This is a genomic window from Cognatundibacterium oligocarboniphilum (assembly GCF_013377855.1).
GTDB classification, from domain to species: Bacteria; Pseudomonadota; Gammaproteobacteria; order Burkholderiales; family Burkholderiaceae_D; genus Undibacterium; species Undibacterium oligocarboniphilum.
Map to the genome: position 1 here is coordinate 106415 of NZ_JABXYJ010000002.1, position 19622 is coordinate 126036.

Annotated in this window: 14 protein-coding genes and 1 tRNA gene; 1 reads left to right on the forward strand and 14 read right to left on the reverse strand. The window is 51.7% G+C overall.

Going from position 1 to position 19622, the window contains the following annotated elements; genetic code table 11:
- Nucleotides 1–6 precede the first annotated feature (6 nt).
- From HV832_RS03515 to HV832_RS03570, 12 genes are all read right to left on the reverse strand, one after another.
- Nucleotides 7–729, reverse strand: a complete 723-nt coding sequence (locus HV832_RS03515; RefSeq protein ID WP_176802188.1) for a carbonic anhydrase — start codon at nucleotides 727–729, stop codon at nucleotides 7–9.
- Nucleotides 730–751: 22 nt separating this feature from the next.
- Nucleotides 752–1765, reverse strand: coding sequence for a GTP 3',8-cyclase MoaA (moaA, locus tag HV832_RS03520; RefSeq protein ID WP_176802189.1), 1014 nt, complete (start codon nucleotides 1763–1765; stop codon nucleotides 752–754).
- Between the two features lie 57 nt (nucleotides 1766–1822).
- A complete protein-coding gene (locus HV832_RS03525) occupies nucleotides 1823–3136 on the reverse strand; it encodes a hypothetical protein (protein ID WP_223827126.1) in 1314 nt (437 codons plus the stop codon).
- A 35-nt stretch (nucleotides 3137–3171) separates the two neighbouring features.
- The gene (locus HV832_RS03530; protein ID WP_176802190.1) at nucleotides 3172–3624 is read right to left on the reverse strand and encodes a hemerythrin domain-containing protein; all 453 of its coding nucleotides are present in this window, start codon (nucleotides 3622–3624) and stop codon (nucleotides 3172–3174) included.
- A gap of 96 nt (nucleotides 3625–3720) precedes the next feature.
- On the reverse strand, nucleotides 3721–4467 hold the full coding sequence (locus HV832_RS03535; protein WP_176802191.1) for a peptidylprolyl isomerase: 747 nt from the start codon (nucleotides 4465–4467) through the stop codon (nucleotides 3721–3723).
- A 19-nt stretch (nucleotides 4468–4486) separates the two neighbouring features.
- Nucleotides 4487–5170: a respiratory nitrate reductase subunit gamma gene (narI, locus tag HV832_RS03540; protein WP_176802192.1), complete on the reverse strand. Its 684-nt coding sequence runs from the start codon at nucleotides 5168–5170 to the stop codon at nucleotides 4487–4489.
- An 11-nt stretch (nucleotides 5171–5181) separates the two neighbouring features.
- Nucleotides 5182–5856 (reverse strand): nitrate reductase molybdenum cofactor assembly chaperone, encoded by a 675-nt coding sequence (narJ, locus tag HV832_RS03545; protein ID WP_176802193.1) that lies wholly within the window; start codon nucleotides 5854–5856, stop codon nucleotides 5182–5184.
- Nucleotides 5857–5911: 55 nt separating this feature from the next.
- A complete protein-coding gene (narH, locus tag HV832_RS03550) occupies nucleotides 5912–7465 on the reverse strand; it encodes a nitrate reductase subunit beta (RefSeq protein WP_176802194.1) in 1554 nt (517 codons plus the stop codon).
- Nucleotides 7462–11196, reverse strand: coding sequence for a nitrate reductase subunit alpha (locus HV832_RS03555; RefSeq protein ID WP_176802195.1), 3735 nt, complete (start codon nucleotides 11194–11196; stop codon nucleotides 7462–7464). Before HV832_RS03555 ends, narH begins: the two co-directional genes overlap by 4 nt.
- 247 nt (nucleotides 11197–11443) lie before the next feature.
- The gene (locus HV832_RS03560; protein WP_176802196.1) at nucleotides 11444–12826 is read right to left on the reverse strand and encodes a NarK family nitrate/nitrite MFS transporter; all 1383 of its coding nucleotides are present in this window, start codon (nucleotides 12824–12826) and stop codon (nucleotides 11444–11446) included.
- A gap of 54 nt (nucleotides 12827–12880) precedes the next feature.
- On the reverse strand, nucleotides 12881–14131 hold the full coding sequence (locus tag HV832_RS03565; RefSeq protein ID WP_176802197.1) for an MFS transporter: 1251 nt from the start codon (nucleotides 14129–14131) through the stop codon (nucleotides 12881–12883).
- A 189-nt stretch (nucleotides 14132–14320) separates the two neighbouring features.
- Complete coding sequence (locus HV832_RS03570) at nucleotides 14321–17230, reverse strand: response regulator (RefSeq protein ID WP_176802198.1); 2910 nt, start codon at nucleotides 17228–17230, stop codon at nucleotides 14321–14323.
- Between the two features lie 422 nt (nucleotides 17231–17652).
- Between HV832_RS03570 and HV832_RS03575 the strand changes: the two genes are divergently transcribed.
- Nucleotides 17653–17728, forward strand: a tRNA-His gene (locus tag HV832_RS03575).
- A 270-nt stretch (nucleotides 17729–17998) separates the two neighbouring features.
- Here HV832_RS03575 and HV832_RS03580 read toward each other — a convergent pair.
- Both HV832_RS03580 and dusA read right to left on the reverse strand, forming a co-directional pair.
- Entirely contained in the window at nucleotides 17999–18475 is a 477-nt protein-coding gene (locus HV832_RS03580) for a copper chaperone PCu(A)C (RefSeq protein WP_223827127.1), read from the reverse strand.
- Nucleotides 18476–18503: 28 nt separating this feature from the next.
- Complete coding sequence (gene dusA, locus HV832_RS03585) at nucleotides 18504–19580, reverse strand: tRNA dihydrouridine(20/20a) synthase DusA (protein ID WP_176802199.1); 1077 nt, start codon at nucleotides 19578–19580, stop codon at nucleotides 18504–18506.
- Nucleotides 19581–19622: the final 42 nt, after the last annotated feature.

Here is a 19622-nt window from a genome sequence, read left to right on the forward strand (position 1 = left end):
AGAAAATTACCCTGCCGGACTGCTTTGTGCGGGGTTTGTTGCATGATTGATGACTGTACTTTCTGCGGTTTCATGGGGAATTCCCAGCGGGCAGACCATCGGTAGAAAATTATCAGAACGTTCAGAATACGCCAGTAAGGCACCGTTTGTCATGTCAAAATACCAGCCATGCAACGCCAGCTCACCACGCGCCTCGCGCTCGGATATCCAAGGGAAAGTCCGCAGGTTATTGAGTGACATGATGATTGCGCCCAGTTCGCAAGCCCTGACCTGCTCTGCCTGCGGATACTGCCCCAGCTGCTGCAGCACCTGGCGCTTGACCGGCTCGACAATCCGCATCCAGCCGGCGATGAAATCGATCTTGCGGCTCGGCTGATAACCCTGCATCAAAGCGCGGATGCCACCGCATTTTTCATGCCCCATGACGATGACCCGCTTGACGTTCAGCGCCTCAACCGCAAACTGAATTGCCGCGCTGACACCATGCTGGAACTCGGATTCATTACAGGGCGGTACCAGATTAGCAACATTGCGGACTACAAAAATATCGCCGGGATCACAATCAAGCAGCAATGCCGGATCAACCCGGGAATCGCAGCAGCCGATCAGCAGCGTGGTTGGGTTCTGACCGTGGTTCAGTTTATCGAACAATGGGTCATCACCAGCGAAATATTTACTTTGAAAACGTTGAAATCCCTCAATAAACTGATCAATGTTTCTGACTTCCATTACCTTCTCCGTGGCGATACCATCAACCGCCGGTCTGTGACATGAAGCGAACGATTTTCAGCGGCTGCTCTGTGAATTCATGCCGTTCGGGTTTCAATTCTATCGCACTCCGGATTGCGGCATCCAGACCGGCATCGCTGATTCCAGCACGCAGCAAGGGGCGTAATGCAAACTTTTCATCCTGCCCCAGACACATATACAAAGTGCCATCTACCGACAAGCGCACACGGTTACAGGTAGCGCAGAAATGCTGGCTGATCGGGGAAATAAAGCCTATCGTGCCACGTCCGTCGCGGGTGCTCCAGTAACGCGCCGGACCGCCGCCGAGTTCGGCTGCTGCCGGTACCAGGTCAAATTCGCGCACTAACTGCTCACGGATCGGCCCGATATCCAGATACTGACTGTCGCGTCCGGTCGCCCCCATCGGCATGGTTTCAATCAGGCGCAGGATAAACCCTTCCTCAAAGCAAAACCGGGCCATGCGGCTGATTTCATGATCATTCACGCCGCGCATCACCACCATGTTCAGCTTGATCGGCATAAAACCTGCCTGTTTACCTGCCTGCAACCCCGCCATGATGCTGCCGAAACTGTCGCGTCCGGTAATCTGCTGCATACAGGCTTTGTCCAGACTATCAAGACTCACGTTGATGCGGCTCACTCCTGCATCGCGCAAAGCGCGGGCATGCTTGTGCAACTGGGTCGCATTGGTGGAAAGAGAAATATCCTGCAAGCCCGGTAACTGGAACAACCGGGACACCAGTTGCGGCAGATTGCGGCGCAATAAAGGCTCACCGCCGGTCAGGCGTACCCGCGCCACACCCATACGGGAAAATGCCGCTACGACACGTTCAATTTCATCAAAACGGAGCCAGTTTTCCGGCTCCTCAAATCCCGAAAACCCTTTCGGCATGCAGTAGCTGCAACGCAGGTCGCACCGGTCTGTGACCGACAGCCGCAAATAGCTCACCTGCCGGCCAAAACGGTCAGTCAACGCGGGAACTTGATTCTGAGAGTGAGGTACAGTCGTATCCATGACTGCATTGTGGTGGTCAGCGCAGTCGATGGCAATTCGCCGCCAAGCCATGCGCCGCTAGTTCTTTTGGGGGAGAGCCGACTTGTTAAACAACAGGCTGCGCAATTCATACCGGTAACGCAGCAAGGTCTGCAGCAGCAAAACCCCGATCAGTGCCTGAGAAGCCGCAAACAGTATTCCCGCCGCCAGCGCCAGTTCACGCGGAGCCAACGGCAGTAATAGCAGAGCAACATAGGCCAGCAATAACAGACGCGCCTGCCACAACAGGCGTGCAGGTGGCAACACTGCCTGCATGGTGGGCACCCGCTGCCGTGGGGGAAGCTGGCGCCGCAAATGCAGAAACACCAGAAAAGGAATGATCTTCCCCAACATTGCATTCACCGGCATGATCGCACCGCCAACCAGCGCCAGCACACCAACCCACCAGGGAATAGCGGACAAAAGCCATGCCGGAAACACCCCCGGAACCTGCTGTGCGAACATGGCTATCGCAACCAGCACCGCAGCGGCCAGCCAGCTCACTGCGCTGCACAGCCACAAAGCCCAGGAAGGGTCAAAACGGCGTCTGGCATGCCAGACCGCATGCGCTGCGATGGCAGCGAATAGCGTAACGCTCAGACAACCACCGCCAATCGTCAACCAGCGCCATTGCGTCCAGAATGCCGCCAGCAGCGGCAGCCACAAAGCCAACGGCAGCGCAGCCTGCCAGCGTAAGCCAGGGCGACGCGACTGCCAGAACATCGGCACCGTCGTTGAGGCAATTCCAAGCACCAGTGCAGCAATCCAGCCGACCAGTCCCCAGGCTACATGCAGATCAAGCCAGTAAGTAATATCCGATTGCCACCAGCCAGCGAAATTTCCTGCCATCGTGACGCCGAAACCGATGACCGCCAGCAGTGCCAGGGGAATCCAGCGCAAAGTCCGTGTCGTGGCATCGAGCGCAATGATTTTCCATGCCGTGCGTCCCAGCGCCAGCACTATCGCGCCATACAACAGAATCGCGACGCCTGCCGCCAAAGCAAAACCATGTGAATGGCCGGATAAAAATCCTACTGCCAGACCGGCAGCAATCAGCGCGGAACCCGCCGCCACAAAAGGAGATATAAAACGCGCAGCACCAACCGTCTGCCCCGCCACCACTGGCATTAACTGAAACAAAGCGCCAATCATAACCGGCGCCAACATTCCCAACACCAGCACATGCGTTACCGCCAGCGTCAGAGGGGCAAAACGGTCTGGCAGTCCGGCTGCTGGCCCGCAGGCCAACAGCAATCCGGCCAGCGCACCCAGCCAGGGTGCAGGCAGCAAACAGCCGAAGATAGTGGCCGGCGATGGCGCCAGCTCATAATTCAGGATTTGGGCTGCCGGCAAAACGGACTCCGCAAAAAATCAGGCTGAGATCAGCATCAACCGCAGGAACAGGCACCGCAACAGGCGCTCCCCATGCCGAGCTTGCCTTCGAGATTCTGGATACTGTTACCGCACATCGGATACAGCACATTTTCTTCCTTCACATTATGCTGCTGAATCAGCACATTCAGCGTATCGATGGCAGCCAGCGCCTGCGCCGTCTGTCCGGCTTCGATTGCAGCATTCACCTCGTCGCTCAGTGAACGGATTTCTGCATGTTCATTACGCATGACAACGGTCGGACCGCTGTTCATACCAGTTGCCTCTTCAAATGCCGGAAACAGCTTTTTTTCTTCCAGCGTAAAATGACCTTCCAGTTCTTCATGGAACAAACGGAAATTTCTTCCGGCGGAAGCAAGGTCATCCTTTTGTAAAGCCGCTTCCACGCGATTGAGCTGATCATCGCACTCACGGTGCTGACGCACCAGTTCTTTGACTGCCTGAGACATAATTCACCTATCTATTGTTATTTAAAAACCCGGCAGGCAACCTGATGCTGCCTGCCGACTGCCTTTGCCATCCAGACGCAGGCAGCGAAACACGCTTTACTGCACTAATGGGCTGTCTGCGCCTTGCAGATCAATCCCGGAAATACTGGCACGTCCGACCAGCAACTGCAGATACTGGCGCATGGCATGATCGCGGCTGGCCTTCTGCATCATGCCAGCTATATCATGCTGTATCTCTTCAAATGGTAACAAGCGCCCTTCTGCCTTGCGTCCAACCTGAATAATGTGAAATCCGAAGCGGGTTTCCACCAGCCGGGGAATCACACTGCCCGCAGCCGCAGCAAACAGCGGGCGCTCGAATTCCGGTACCGTCTGCCCTCTGCCGATCTGCCCCAGACTGCCGCCAACCTCACCGGACGGGCAATTTGAATTCGTTTTTGCCATCTCCGCAAACTCGTGAGGATGATCCAGCAGATGTGTCAGAATGCCGGATGCATGCTGGCGCAGAGTATCCAGATCAACACCGGGTGTGACCTGAAACAGAATATGACTTGCTTCGGTCAGCTCGCCGACGGTAAACCGCTCAGGATGCGCCTGATACTGGCGCAGACATTCTTCCCGCCCCGGTACCGGCACCCTGACTTCCTGCTGCAACAAGGCATCAATCAGCGCTTCATCATCTTCCGCTGTCAAAGCAAGCTGCTTTGCCTCATCCAGCAACACCCGGCGCAGCACTAATGCCGTCATTGCACTTTTGACCGGATCGGGTGCGTCCTGATGATCCGGTAATTCGCGTTCCATATCGGCATCGGTGAATTCAACACCATTCACAATCACTGGCATGATTTTTCTCCTGTCCGTTTCAGCGTGGGCGAACCAGCTGCCACGCACGGCTGATGTAAGTGACTGAAGCAAAGCCGCTCCAGACATGCACCAGACGGGTGAAAGGGAAAATCACAAACAGGCTCAGACCCATGAACAGATGCAGCTTGAACAGCAAGGGTGCTGCCACGATAAATTCTGCGGCATCACCACGGAAAGTCACGATATGCTGCGCCCACGTCATCAACAACACCATCATGTGGCCATCGCTGTGGTTGGCAGATTCAAAAATGGTCGACAAACCCAGACCCAGCGTGATGAAAATCCACAGCAACAGCACCTTGTCCCCTGTTTTGGTGACGGCAGAAATGCGCGGATCCGTCAGACGGCGGTGCAGCAGGATCAGCAGCCCCAGCATACACAGCGTGCCAAACACGCCACCAGCCACCATCGCAATCATCTGCTTGAAGCTGTGGGTAATACCGATGGTGTCCCACACCATGACCGGGGTCAGTAATCCGACCAGATGCCCGAAAAATAGTCCGAGAATTCCTAAATGGAACAGGATATTTCCGGTACGCAGATTACCCCGGTGCAGCATCTGGGAAGAATCGCTTTTCCAGGTGTACTGCTCACGCTCAAAACGTGCCAGGCTGCCAAACAGGAAAATCGCCAGTGCGATATACGGATAAATTCCGTAAATGAATTGATGCAGATAAGTCATGATGATCTCCCTTATGAACAACGCCCCGCAGCACCCTGCGCGGCGCCAGCCGGAGACTGCTTAGGATAAAAATGTAAGGTCTGGGTTGCAGACAGATTGGGCTTGAGCAAAGGCTCAACGCCGTCGGCACCGGGGCCGAAGGTTTCCATCGCATCGTCCATATCCCGCACCGGCGGCTCGCCCTGCTCCTGCGGCACGACATCGGTAAAGCCGGTCAACATCAGGAAAGCATTGGCATAAGGACTTTCCTTGCGCTGCAGGCGAATACCGATGGCAGCCAGAACATGAATCGCTTCGCCCAGCAGTTTTTCGGCTATCGCCTCATCAACCAGGCTTAAAAATTCCAGAAATAACGGAACATAATCCGGCAACTCGCTGGCTTCCGGCTCAAACCCATAACGGCGGTATTCTTCAATCAGATCCACCATCGCCTGACCACGGTCACGGCTTTCGCCATGAATATGCTCAAACAGATGCAGCGCCACAGACGGCGTACGATCAAAGGTTGCCACATAGTTCTCTTGCAGACTGATCAAGTCATGCTGTTTCAGATAATCTGTCAAAGTGCGCAGGTTTTCCAGAGAATCAGGATCATCCGCCAGCGCCTGCTCAATCTCCGGCAAGGCAGCAATCAGATCAGCCTGCGGGTAACTCAGCAGGGCCGATAAAATGCGGTAAATTTGCATACGATTTCCTTATTGAATACCGGCGACATGGCGCATGCCACACCGCCCGGAATACTTAATCCACAGTGGACATTTTTTTGCGTGATTTCGGCATTTCGACGAAAATCACACTGCCCTGTGGCTTTTTACCGAACAATGAGCCATCCGACGTACCGCCGGAACAGCCATTGCCAAAGGTAAATCCGCAGCTGCCTTTTTCATTAAAACTGTCTTCGACCATTTCCTTGTGCGAGGAGGGGATCACGAAGCGGTCTTCATAATTTGCGATCGCCATGATCTGATACATATCTTCCACCTGCGCCTCAGTCAGTCCGACCTGCTGTAAAACAGCGCTGTCTTTTTCACCATGTACCACTTCGGCACGCTTGTAAGCCCGCATCGCCAACATGCGATCCAATGCCCGCAGTACCGGTTCTTCTTTACCGGCAGTCAACAAATTGGCGAGATAACGAACAGGAATACGCAACGATTTCACATCAGGAATAATTCCGTTCATGCCCATGTGGCCAGCCTCTGCCACTTTCTGAATCGGCGACAGTGGCGGGATATACCAGACCATCGGCAACGTACGGTATTCAGGATGTAGTGGAAATGCTACCTTCCATTCCATCGCCATTTTGTAGACCGGCGATTTCTGCGCCGACTCGATCCAGCTGTCAGGAATGCCGTGCTTGCGCGCTTCTGCAATCACTGCCGGATCATGCGGATTGAGGAAGCAACCTAACTGTGCCTCATATAAATCCTGCTCGTTTTCCACCGAAGCGGCGGCTTCAATCTTATCGGCGTCATACAGCAGCACGCCGAGGTAACGGATACGGCCAACGCAGGTTTCCGAACAAACAGTCGGTTGCCCTGCTTCGATACGCGGATAGCAGAACGTGCATTTTTCCGCCTTGCCGGAACTCCAGTTGTAATAAATCTTTTTGTACGGACAACCGGAGATGCACATGCGCCAGCCGCGGCACTTGTCCTGATCGACCAGCACGATGCCGTCATCTTCGCGCTTATAGATCGAGCCGGACGGACAGGAAGCCACGCAGGCAGGATTCAGGCAGTGTTCGCACAAGCGCGGCAGATACATCATGAAGGTCGACTCGAAAGTGCTGTACATCTCTTTCTGTATACCTTCAAACAGCGCGTCCTTGCTGCGGGCGCTGAACTCGCCGCCCAGATCGTCTTCCCAGTTCGGACCCCAGACGATCTTATCCATTTTTTTACCGGTAATCACCGACACCGGACGGGCGGTCGGCGGAGTCTGCGACAACGGCGCATTTTGCAGACGCTCATAGTCGTAGGTAAATGGCTCGTAGTAATCGTCAATGGATGGCAGATTTGGATTCGCAAAAATATTGGCCAAAATTTTCAGTTTGCCACCTTGCTTTGGCTCCAGTTTACCTGCTGCGTTGCGCTGCCAGCCGCCTTTCCATTTATTCTGATTTTCCCATTCTTTCGGATAACCGATACCGGGCTTGGTTTCGACATTGTTAAACCACGCATATTCCACACCGTCACGGCTGGTCCAGACGTTCTTGCAGGTCACGGAACAGGTATGGCAGCCAATACATTTATCCAGATTCAGCACCATGCCTACTTGTGCGCGAATTCTCATGATGCAGCTCCTTCGGATTCTTCTAATTTGCCTTCCAGCCAGTCAACTTTCTTCATCTTGCGCAACACCACAAATTCATCACGATTGCTGCCGACCGTACCGTAATAGTTAAAACCATACGCCAGTTGAGCATAGCCACCGATCATATGGGTTGGCTTCAGCACCGCGCGGGTTACGGAGTTATGAATGCCGCCACGTTTGCCGGATAATTCGGCGCCCGGTGTATTCACGATTTTTTCCTGAGCGTGGTACATCAGGCACATACCTTTGGGCACGCGCTGGCTGACCACCACACGGGCTGTCAGCGTACCGTTGCTGTTAAAGACTTCTACCCAGTCGTTGTCCACCAGCCCGGCTTCTTTGGCTTCAATTTCAGAAACCCAGACATGCGGACCACCACGGGACAGCGTCAACATGCGCAGGTTGTCCGAATAAGTCGAGTGAATACCCCATTTCTGATGCGGCGTAATCCAGTTCAGCACAATTTCTTTTTCACCGTTCGGATGTCTGTTCAGCATGGGCGCCACGGTTTTGGTGTCGATCGCCGGTTTGTAGACGCAGAAACCTTCGCCAAAGTCCAGCATCCAGCGGTGATCCTGATAGAACTGCTGGCGACCGGTCAGTGTGCGCCATGGAATCAGTTCATGCACATTGGTATAACCGGCGTTATAGCTGACTTCTTCCGATTCCAGACCGGACCAGGTCGGTGCCGAAATGATTTTGCGCGGCTGCGCCTGCACATCGCGGAAACGGATCTTGTCATGTTCACGACCGACAGCCAGATGAGTATGATCGCGCCCTGTGATCTTGCTCAATGCATCCCAGGCCTTGACGGACACATGACCATTGGTTTCCGGCGCGAAGGTCAGAATCATTTCAGCCGCATCAATCGCGGTTTCCAGACGTGGCCGCCCTTTGCTGACCCCGTCCTCAGTCACAACCTTGGTAATACCGCCGATTTCATGCACTTCATGTTCGGTATTCCAGTTAATGCCTTTACCGCCATTACCCAACTTATCGAGCAAAGGCCCGATCGAGGTAAATTTTTTGTAGATATCTTTGTAATTGCGTTCGACCACAACGAAGCTTGGTGCAGTTTTGCCGGGAATCAGATCGCATTCGCCTTTTTTCCAGTCCTTAGGTTCAAACGCCTGACCGAGTTCGCCCGGTGTGTCGTGCATCAGCGGTTGCAGTACGATGTCTTTGCGTGTTCCCAGATAATCACCGCCGATTTCGGTAAATTTTTTGGCGATGCCTTTATAGATTTCCCAATCAGTTTTGCTTTCCCATAAAGGTTGCACGGCCTCACTCAATGGATGAATGAAAGGGTGCATGTCCGAGGTGTTCAGATCGTCTTTTTCGTACCAGGTCGCTGTCGGCAGCACGATATCACCGTACAAACAAGTAGTACTCATGCGGAAATCAAGCACAGTCAGCAAATCGAGCTTGCCTTCAGCGGCTTCCGCACGGAATTTCACTTCGGAAGGCTTGACCGCCTCATCAGGATCATCAAACAACGCATTCTGCGTACCAAGCAAATATTTCAGAAAGTATTCATGACCTTTGCCTGAGCTGCCCAGAATATTGGAGCGCCAGACAAACATATTGCGCGGGAAATTTTTCGGATTATCCGGATCATCGCAACTCATGTTGATACTGCCGGATTTCAGTCCGTTTTTCAGGTATTCCTGTGGTTCCTGACCTGCCGCAGCAGCGGCATCACAAACATCCAGCGGATTAGTTTCCAGCTGCGGCACAGATGGCAACCAACCCAGACGCTCAGACTTCGCATTCATATCAATCATGCTCATATGACTGATCTTGGATTTATCTGCAGTCGGCGCCAGAATCTCATCGATATGCAGTTTTTCATGGCGCCACTGGCTGGTGTGCGCATAGAAGAAACTGGTGCCGTTCATCTGGCGTGGCGGACGGGTCCAGTCGCTGGCAAACGCCAGCGGTGCCCAGCCGAATTGGGGACGCAGTTTTTCCTGCCCCACATAATGCGCCCAGCCGCCGCCAGACTGACCGATACAGCCGCACATCATCAGCATATTGATGATGCCGCGGTAAATCATATCGTTGTGGTACCAGTGATTCAGGGCGGCACCGACAATCACCATACTCTTACCTTGCGTATCATGGGCATTCTGGGCAAATTCACGCGCCACCTGAATCACCAGATCACGCTTGACGCCGGTATGTTTTTCCTGCCAGGCCGGGGTGTAAGGAATATCGTCGTCATACGAATGTGCCACTGCACCGCCCAGACCCTGATCGACACCGTAATTCGCCATCGACAGGTCATATACCGTCGCCACCAGCGCAATGCTGCCATCGGCCAGGGCGATTTTTTTCGCCGGAACATTCCGCAGGATCAGATCATTCGCATCATTACCGCCGAAATAGCTGAATCCGACGGCCACCACTTCGTCATGAGCGGTGATCAGACTCAGTTGCGGATCAATCACACGGCCAGAGCCGCCATCTTTCTGCTCCAGATTCCAGCGTCCGACTTTCTCGCCATCGTTGAATTTATTTTCTCCCCATCGGAAGCCAACCGAGCCATTCGGCGCCACGATATCGCCCGTGGCTTCATCGATCGCCAGTGTTTTCCAGTCCGGATTATTCGCTTCATTCAGGTTGCCGGGCAATTGTGAAGCACGCAGCATCTGGTCCGGCACATACGCACCGTTGCGCTCCACCAGTCGCACCAGCATAGGCATGTCAGTATATTGTTTGACATAGCGGCGGAAATAATCCGATTTCCCATTCAGATGGAATTCTTTCAGGATCACATGCCCCATCGCCATCGCCAGCGCAGCATCGGTACCTTGTTTGGGCGCCATCCAGATATCGCCGAACTTCACCATCTCGCCGAAATCGGAAGACACAGCAACCGTCTTGGTACCCTTGTAGCGGACTTCGGTGTAGAAGTGAGCGTCCGGCGTGCGTGTTTGCGGCACGTTGGAACCCCAGACCATCAGGTAAGTGGAGTTGTACCAGTCAGCAGATTCCGGTACGTCTGTCTGTTCGCCCCAGACTTGCGGACTGGCTGGCGGCAAGTCGCAATACCAATCGTAGAAAGACAGACAAGCGCCACCGATCAGACTCAGGTAACGGGCACCGGCAGCATATGACACCATCGACATCGCCGGAATCGGAGAAAAACCGACCACGCGATCAGGACCAAATTTTTTGATGGTGAACGCATTTGCCGCAGCAATAATTTCCTGCGCGGTATCCCAGTCGGCACGTACAAAACCACCCAGACCGCGCACCGATTTATAACGTTTGGCTTTTTCCGGATTCTGGCTGATGGATTCCCAGGCGTCGACAGGTCCCATCGTTTTACGTGCCTCCTGCCACATTTCCATCAGGCGGCCACGGATCATCGGGTATTTGACACGCTGAGCCGAATACACATACCAGCTGTAAGAAGCGCCACGTGGACAACCACGTGGTTCGTGATTCGGCAGATCGGGACGGGTACGTGGATAATCGGTCTGCTGGGTTTCCCAGGTGATCAGACCGTTTTTGACGTAGACCTTCCAGGAACAGGAACCGGTACAGTTCACACCATGGGTGGAACGGACAATTTTGTCATGCTGCCAGCGGCTGCGGTAAGCGTTCTCCCATTTACGGTCTTCGTCAACAACCGCGCCATGTCCATTGGCATAGGTGGATTTCACCTTCGACATGAACTTTAATCTATCCAGAAAATGACTCATCGTACACTCCATATCAGGCGGACAAATTGCCCGCATCATCGATTTCTCTACAGGAAGAGTGTATGAATTCAGCGCTGCTTCTGACATTCTTCAGTGCGGTGTATCCGTGTCTGCATTGGCACTAGGCTCACTAGTCCTTTTGAACTAGGTGTTTACCGCTGGATGCGATACAACCCGCATGAGTTGCGGTCTTCAAAAAAAAACCTCCGCGATCACTGCGGAGGTTTTTGTTCACAACAGAATCCGCCTAACAAGGCATTTCCGCACCTTTGCGTGAGTAATACCACCAGGTAATCACCATGCAGCTGACATAAAAAGCGACGAAAGTGTACAGCGCCATATCCGGTGTACCGGTCATTTTGATCGAGGTGCCAAAACTCTGGGGAATAAAAAATCCGCCATATGCACCGATCGCGCCGGAAAAGCCCAGTACGGCAGCGGACTCTTTGGCTGCATCCAGACGCGCCTGCTTCAATGCAGCTTCGCCCTTACCATTCACAGCACGCTCCCTTTCCATCTGAAAAATCAACGGAATCATGCAGAAAGTAGAGCCATTGCCAAGGCCGGTCAGGATGAACATGCCAATAAAGGAAGCCAGGAATACCATGAACTGATGCGCATGCAAAGCAGGCAAAATACCCAGCACAATCGTTGCAGCCATTGCCACAAAAACCCAGAATGTGAGCCGTGCGCCACCGATCTTGTCGGAAATCATACCGCCGACGGGACGTGCCAGCGCCCCGGCCAACGGGCCGAGAAACGCAAATTTAGCGACATCGATCTCAGGAAACTGCGCTTTGATCAGCATCGCAAAGCCAGCCGAAAATCCGATAAACGAACCGAAAGTGCCAATGTATAACCAGCACATAAGCCAATTGTGCTTGCGTTTGAAAATGACTGCCTGATCAGCAAAAGAGGCTTTTGCCGAGGCGATATCATTCATACCGAACCATGCAGCCAGTGTTGCCACGGTAATAAATGGAACCCAGATGAATCCGGCATTTGCCAGCCAGAACATTTTATCTGCACCGGTTTTGGCGTTATGAAACAGAAAGCCGTCGCCCGAAACAGCCGCGCCGAACATCGCAGAAGAAATCACCAGCGGTGTCAGAAACTGCACGACTGAAACACCGAGATTGCCAATGCCTGCATTCATACCGGTCGCGTAGCCTTTACGGGTCTTTGGAAAAAAGAAACTGATATTCGCCATGCTGGAACTGAAGTTGCCACCACCAAAACCACACAGCAACGCCAGCACCAGCAAGGTGGAATAACTAGTGGTCGGATCTTTCAGGGCAAATCCCATGCCAATGGCCGGGATCAACAAGGTCGCTGTGGAAATGGCCGTCCATTTCCGGCCACCAAAGACAGGGACAAGGAAGGAATAAAAAATCCTGAGCGTAGCACCAGACAAGGCTGGTAATGCGGTCAGAAAAAACAACTGATCCTTGGTGAACTGAAAACCTGCCTTATCCAGATTGGCAGCCACGACACTCCATAACATCCAGACCGAGAACGCCAGCATGAGACAAGGAATCGAAATCCACAGATTACGGTTGGCGATACCACTCCCCTCTTTATTCCAGAACTCGGTGTTTTCCGGCTCCCACCGGCTTAATACGTAACTCATCACTTACTCCCGTTTTTCCGTTATGAATTCAATCTGTTCCAGTACCGTAGCTACTCATGCCGAGGCGGGCAAAGCAGCCTGCGCGGCCAGCATGCTCTCTCTGCGGAACTGGAAATGCATCCAGACCAGCGACACGCACACGGTGCCGTACAACAACATAAAGCATGAACTGCGAACACCCGTCACATCCACCACTGCACCGAATAAAATCGGCAACACAAATCCCCCCAGCCCGCCTGCCAGGCCGACGATGCCGGAAACCGCGCCGATATTGCTGGAGTAATCATCAGAGATAAATTTAAAGACCGATGCCTTACCGACAGCCATGGAAATGCCGACGACAAACAGAATCAATGTGAATGCAGTCGGGGTGAGACCGATATGAAATGTCTGCAAGCCAGAAACTGTTTTAATTGTGAAATCGGTCTGCGGATAAGAAAGGAGAAAGAATGCTACCCAGCATACCCACATAACCCACCATGTAACTTTATAAGCGCCGTATTTGTCAGATAACCAGCCACCGAACGCACGCAGAACACCTCCCGGCAGCGAAAAACAGGCAGCCAGCAAAGCTGCAGTCTTGATATCGAAACCATATTCCGACACGTAGTATTTGACCATCCACAAGCTCAGGCCGACATAACCGCCAAACACCACGGAGTAGTACTGGCAATAGCGCCAGACCTTAGGTTCTTTCAGCATCTTGAGCTGCGCCAGAAAGCTGACATTGGATTTAACGTTGTGGGTAGGGTCGGTGGCAGAAAATACCCAGAAAATCAATGCTGCAGCCAGCATCATGCCCGCATAGACTTTGGGTACGAATGTCCACCCTGCAGCTGCAATCAATGCCGGAGCAATAAATTTATTCACTGCCGCACCGGAATTTCCCGCCCCAAAAATTCCCATTGCCAGTCCCTGCCGTTCTTTTTTGAACCAGCGGGCAACATAAGGTGTACCAACCGAGAAAGAGCCGCCAGCCAGACCGACAAACAGCCCCAGCACCAGAAAATGCCAGTAAACCGTCGCGTAGCTGATCAGGTAAATAGGAATCACGGTGGACAACATCAACAGGAACAGCACGATGCGACCACCAAAACGGTCAGTCCAGATACCCAGCGGAACCCGGATCAGTGAACCGGTCAGCACGGGCATGGCCGTCAGCAGACCAAATTCGGTTTCATTCAGATGCAGGTTATTTTTAATCGGAATGCCGATTACACCAAACATCATCCAGATCGTGAAACACACGGTAAATGCCAGCGTACTGGAACCCAATACGGAATAAGCCCTGCCTTCGCCTGCCATGACAAACCCCCTTTGCTTTTATCAGTGATATAAGCTTAAGGAGTGTGGGGGTATTTAAAAATTCTCCTGACGGACGTCAAGGGAAAGGCAAAAGGATGGGAAATCTGGCTGAAAGAACTAGTCCGGTCAGATGGTATTTAGTAAAGACGAATGTCAATGCAGATGACAAGGCACAACACCAGAACGCTGTCAGATGTTTTTTACCTGCATGACTTCAGTAATGGTATGCAGCAGAACAGCGGATTTGACCGGTTTAGAGACATAGCCATCCATGCCGGAGCTAAGACAAAGTTCACGATCGTCATCCATGGCATTCGCCGTCATGGCGATGATCGGAATATGCAGACCGGTCTGCTCTTCACGGTGCCGGATATTGATTGTCGCCTCCACGCCTCCCATGACCGGCATTTGCATATCCATCAGGATCAGGTCAAATGTCTGTGATCCGAGAATTTCGAGCGCCAGTGCACCGTTTTCACAGACCTGCACCTGATGTCCGGCTTTTTCCAGAATCATGATGGCAATCCTCTGATTGATTTTATTATCCTCGACCAGCAGTATCTGCAAACCGCGCAGCGAAGCAATACCTCCTTCTTGTGTCGTTTCTCCGCCTGAATCTCCATTCCCCGTGAAGACCGGCTTTGTCTCCAGCGTGTTCTGTATGGCTCTTTTCAACTCAACCATAGAGAAAGGTTTACTCAGATGTGACAAATTCATCCGGCGACAGGTTTTGATATCATCCATCGCACTACCGGAGATCATCAGAATAAGTTTGGGCAATACAGTTCCTTCTACCCGCAGTGACTCGATCAGTTGAAAACCGCTGATGTCGGCCATATGCACATCCAGCAGGAGCAGTTCAACCGGATCTCCACGCTCCCTTGACTGCTTTAAAACTGTCAATGCCTCATTGCCGCTCCCGACCTCCAGATAAGGTAATTGCCATTTCTGCATAGCCAACGCCAGCACCTGACGCTGGGATGCATTGTCATCCGCAATCAAGACACGCGCTGGGGGTAAAGTTTGGTCTGCCAGCGGTATTCTGTTGTCCGTACTTTGCTGCAATAACAGGTTGAACGAAAAAGTACTGCCAACGCCGACCTGACTCTCGACATGCAGGTGTCCTCCCATTAACTCCACTAACCGCGAAGAGATCGATAAGCCAAGCCCGGTGCCGCCGAATTTTCGGGTAATCGAATTATCTGCCTGCGAAAACAGATCGAAAATACTGTGTAATTTTTCTTCGGGAATACCAATTCCGGTATCGGTGATCCGGAACAGCAAACGCACTTTCTGATCCGGTGCCGGCTCACAATGCAAATGAACCCGGATTTCACCACGCTCGGTGAACTTGATCGCATTGCCGATAATGTTCAATAAGATCTGTTTCAGCCGACCAGCATCACCAGTCACAAAGCGATATCTGTCTGCCCAGATATCCATGATCAGCTCCAGGCCTTTCTTTTCAGCCTGTACCCCAAGCGGCTTAATAACTTCATTCAAAGCCAGCGACAAATCGAAACTGAGATGTTCCAGCTCCATTTTACCGGCTTCAATTTTCGATGAATCCAGAATGTCATTAATGATGATCAGCAGCGAATCAGCCGATGTCTTGATGGTATGAATATAGTCGCGCTGTTCAGGTGTCAGCTCGGTATCGAGCACCAGGTCGGTCATGCCGATCACACCATTCATCGGCGTCCTGATTTCATGGGACATCGAGGCAAGGAACAGGCTCTTTGCCACACTGGCCGCTTCGGCCTCTTCTTTTGCCTTGGTCAGTTCCGCCTCGTAATTTTTTCTGTCACTGATATCCTGAACGATACCAATCATGCGCCTGGCCTTGCCATCCTGCGAACGCTCTATCTTGCCAATCGCGTTCACCCAGCAAATTTTTCCATCAACAGGGCGGATAATCCGGTACTCAGATCTGAAAGTCGAGCCACACTGCACGACTTCTCGCATTTCCTCGAATTCTCTCAGCTGATCGGCAGGATGAATCAGGGAAAGCCAGCCCTCATAATCCTGCCTGTACTCCGGCGATATGCCAAAAATACTGTTGATATTGGTGGAATTGTTAAAGCTGCCGGTCTCAAAGTCAAATACGAAACCGCCAATCCGCCCGACCTCCTGAGATTGCCGCAGAATTTCGTCACGCTCAATCAGCCGTTCCTGCATCTGATGTTTTGCAAGGAATGTGCGAAGCAGTGTCAGAAACAAAAAAATACTGACCCCGGTCAGCAGAATTGAAAAAATAATGATATTTTTTTTATTTTGCCAGTACGGCGATAAAATATTGTCCAATGTCTCGCCATTGAAAAATATCATTTCGTATTCTGGCAGATGCTGATATCCCAATAACCGCTCAACACCGTCAATATGTGAGAATCGTTGATAGTTTCCAGAAAGAGGTTTGCCCTCTCCTGCAAACGGACTGACATCGACAGTTTTATTTTTCTCAAAATTTGTCGCAGGAAATCTTGCAACAACTGTGCCATTATCCCGGGTGACTGTAATCAAGCCGTTCGCGTTGATTTTTTTTGCAAAACTGGTGAACATGTCCGGACTAACAGAAATCACCAGCACTCCATCAAACTCTCCCTTGTTTAAAATGGGACGGGTAAACTGAATTGACCACTTTTTGGAAACTTTACCCAACAAAGGTTTACTGATAAAAAGTCTGTCACTACCGGGCGACCGCTTGTGCACATTAAAATGTTCACGGTCACTCAGATCTGTTCTGTCATTCGGCTTGGACAAATTAGAAAACTGCAGGATGCCATTCTGATCAATGACTGCGACCTGAAACGAAATATCATCGATGATCTCCTGTCTGTATTTCACCAGTTCAGAAAACTCCTTCCAGTCCCCGTGCCATTGCCGCCGCAGATCCAGCAATACCTCATTGACACGCTTGATATTCGCTGAAGAATATTCAGCAAACATCTGTGCTTGTTCTCTGGTACGGATATTCGCCTCATTTAATACCGACTGATAACTGCGATTTAACTCGTAATATGCTACTCCCCAGATCAATACCTGAAACAACACAAATAACAACAGCAATTGTTGCTTGAAATGTTTTTTTGCACGTTTCATAGTGAAAATAGGCCAATAAAATGAAGGAACCCGATTCGCAGCCTCCAAGCAGACGACTCAGACCGGCAGCACAGCAAACGATGTCAGTCAGCATACTTTTTACCGGATAGCAACTATCTTATTGTACCGAAGGTCAATCCAGAGAATTGTTAAACTTCACATCATACGGACGAATTAATACGATTATCTGACCGGGAGTCCCGGGATGTATTCTTCACACAGCATCAGCCATTGCCAGCAAGATCATGCCGCCCTACAGACAAAATCTAAGCAGCGTTTTAATCTCCGCGATACTCTGCATACGCCAGAAGCGTAATCAGGACAAACAATCCGCATATCTGCCGCAGCGGACTTGCTAGGAATACGCAAAGCTTGTATAATGCATAGCTCACTTGGCGGCGAAAGCCGGCATCAAGCCAGTGGTGGTCGTAGCTCAGTTGGTAGAGTCCAGGATTGTGATTCCTGTTGTCGTGGGTTCGAGTCCCATCGACCACCCCATGAGATTCAATAAAAAAGCCCGTTCATAAGCGGGCTTTTTTATTTGGTTTTTTAACTTTTAATTTCAGCTGAATTTGAATTGTTTTCCTCCATCAGAACCGAAACGGGCATAAAAAAGCCTACGCAGAGCGTAGGCATGAACTCACAATATTCGTGAGATGAGGAGCGTGCGGTGAGACGTTTGCAATATAACCTTGCCAACACGCTTCATCATCCGCTATTACATTTTTTTACCGTTACCCGCTGATAGTCACAAATTCTGGTGTGAATTTACATTTTATGCTGCATCACCGTCATCTCTCTGACCGATGCCTTCACTTCCCGCACTTCACGTTTTTTGTCATCATCCTCAAAAGTCAGCTTCAGAATCACGGTCTCACCTGCACGTGCCTGATTTTTTAAATTCATCAGCATGATGTGGTAAGCACCTGGCTTGAGTTCAATGCTTTTTCCGGCAGGGATATCCAATGCGTTCATTGCCCGCATTTTCATCACATTATTTTCCATTTGCATTTCATGGACTTCTGCCACACCAGCTACCGCAGTTTGCACCTCAACCAGCCTGACATGTCGGGGGCTCTGAATCTGCATGAAAGCACCGGTTGCCTGCTGCTGCGGCACAGTTGCCCTGACCCAGGCGTCTTTAATCACGACGTCGGCATGCGCGGTCAATGCTGACATCATGCAGGTTAGCGTCACTGCCTTCAAAAATTTCTTCATCATCACTCCCATTGGTTCATTACTCATTGATTGAACTGATTGAAAATTTTCCTGTTTACTCGGTTTCTTTTGGACTACGGTCATACGCCGTCACACTTTGCATACGCTCGAACGCTTCCAGCAGAATTTCCGGTTTCCCCTGCGCCAGTTTTTTGCTGTCCGACAAAGTTTGCCGGAACGCACGCGCGCCGACCAGTCCCATCATCAGCCCCAGCATGTGACGGATCACACTGTTTAAACGCAGGCCTTTGCCATTGTTTCCATACAACTCCAGCTGGCGGTATATATAAGGGATCATGCAATGCAGGATTTCCTCCCGCGTTTTAACTGGCGTGGCATCCCCGTAAAACCGCTCATCAAAGGTCGCCATGAAATACGGGTTGTGATACGCCTCACGTCCTATCATGACTCCATCCACATGCTGTAAATGCAAGTCCATTTCATCTGCCGTTTTGATGCCGCCGTTAAGAATAATTTCAAGCTCAGGAAATTCTCTCTTCAGGCGATAGGCATAGTCGTACTTCAACGGGGGAATCTCGCGATTTTCACGTGGCGTCAGGCCTTTCAGGACAGCATTGCGGGCATGAACGATAAAGGTGCGGCAACCTGCCTCAGCCACCTTGCCGACAAAATCGCGCATGAATTCATAAGAATCGACCTCATCAATACCAATCCGGTGCTTAACGGTGACATCAATCGAGACAGCATCTTTCATCGCTTTCACGCAATCCGCGACCAGCTGCGGTTCTGCCATCAGGCAGGCGCCAAAGGCGCCCTTCTGCACACGCTCGGAAGGGCAACCGCAATTCAGATTAATTTCATCATAGCCCCATTGCTCCCCCAGTCTGGCGCTATGCGCCAGATCGGCAGGCTCACTACCGCCAAGCTGCAGGGCAAGCGGATGCTCATCTGGATTAAATTCCAGGTGTCGCTGCAAATCACCATGCAGCAGAGAACCGGTAGTGACCATTTCCGTATACAACCAGGTGTGACGGGTGATATGACGGTGAAACTGGCGGCAATGACGATCACTCCATTCCAGCATCGGGGCGACAGAGACGCGGCGCGGCGGTAAAATGCGGGGCGCAGTTGCTGTATCCGATGCAGTGACGCGGGGTAAAACGGTATTCATACACAATTTTCAGACATTCATTAACCCGACATTGTACCCTTA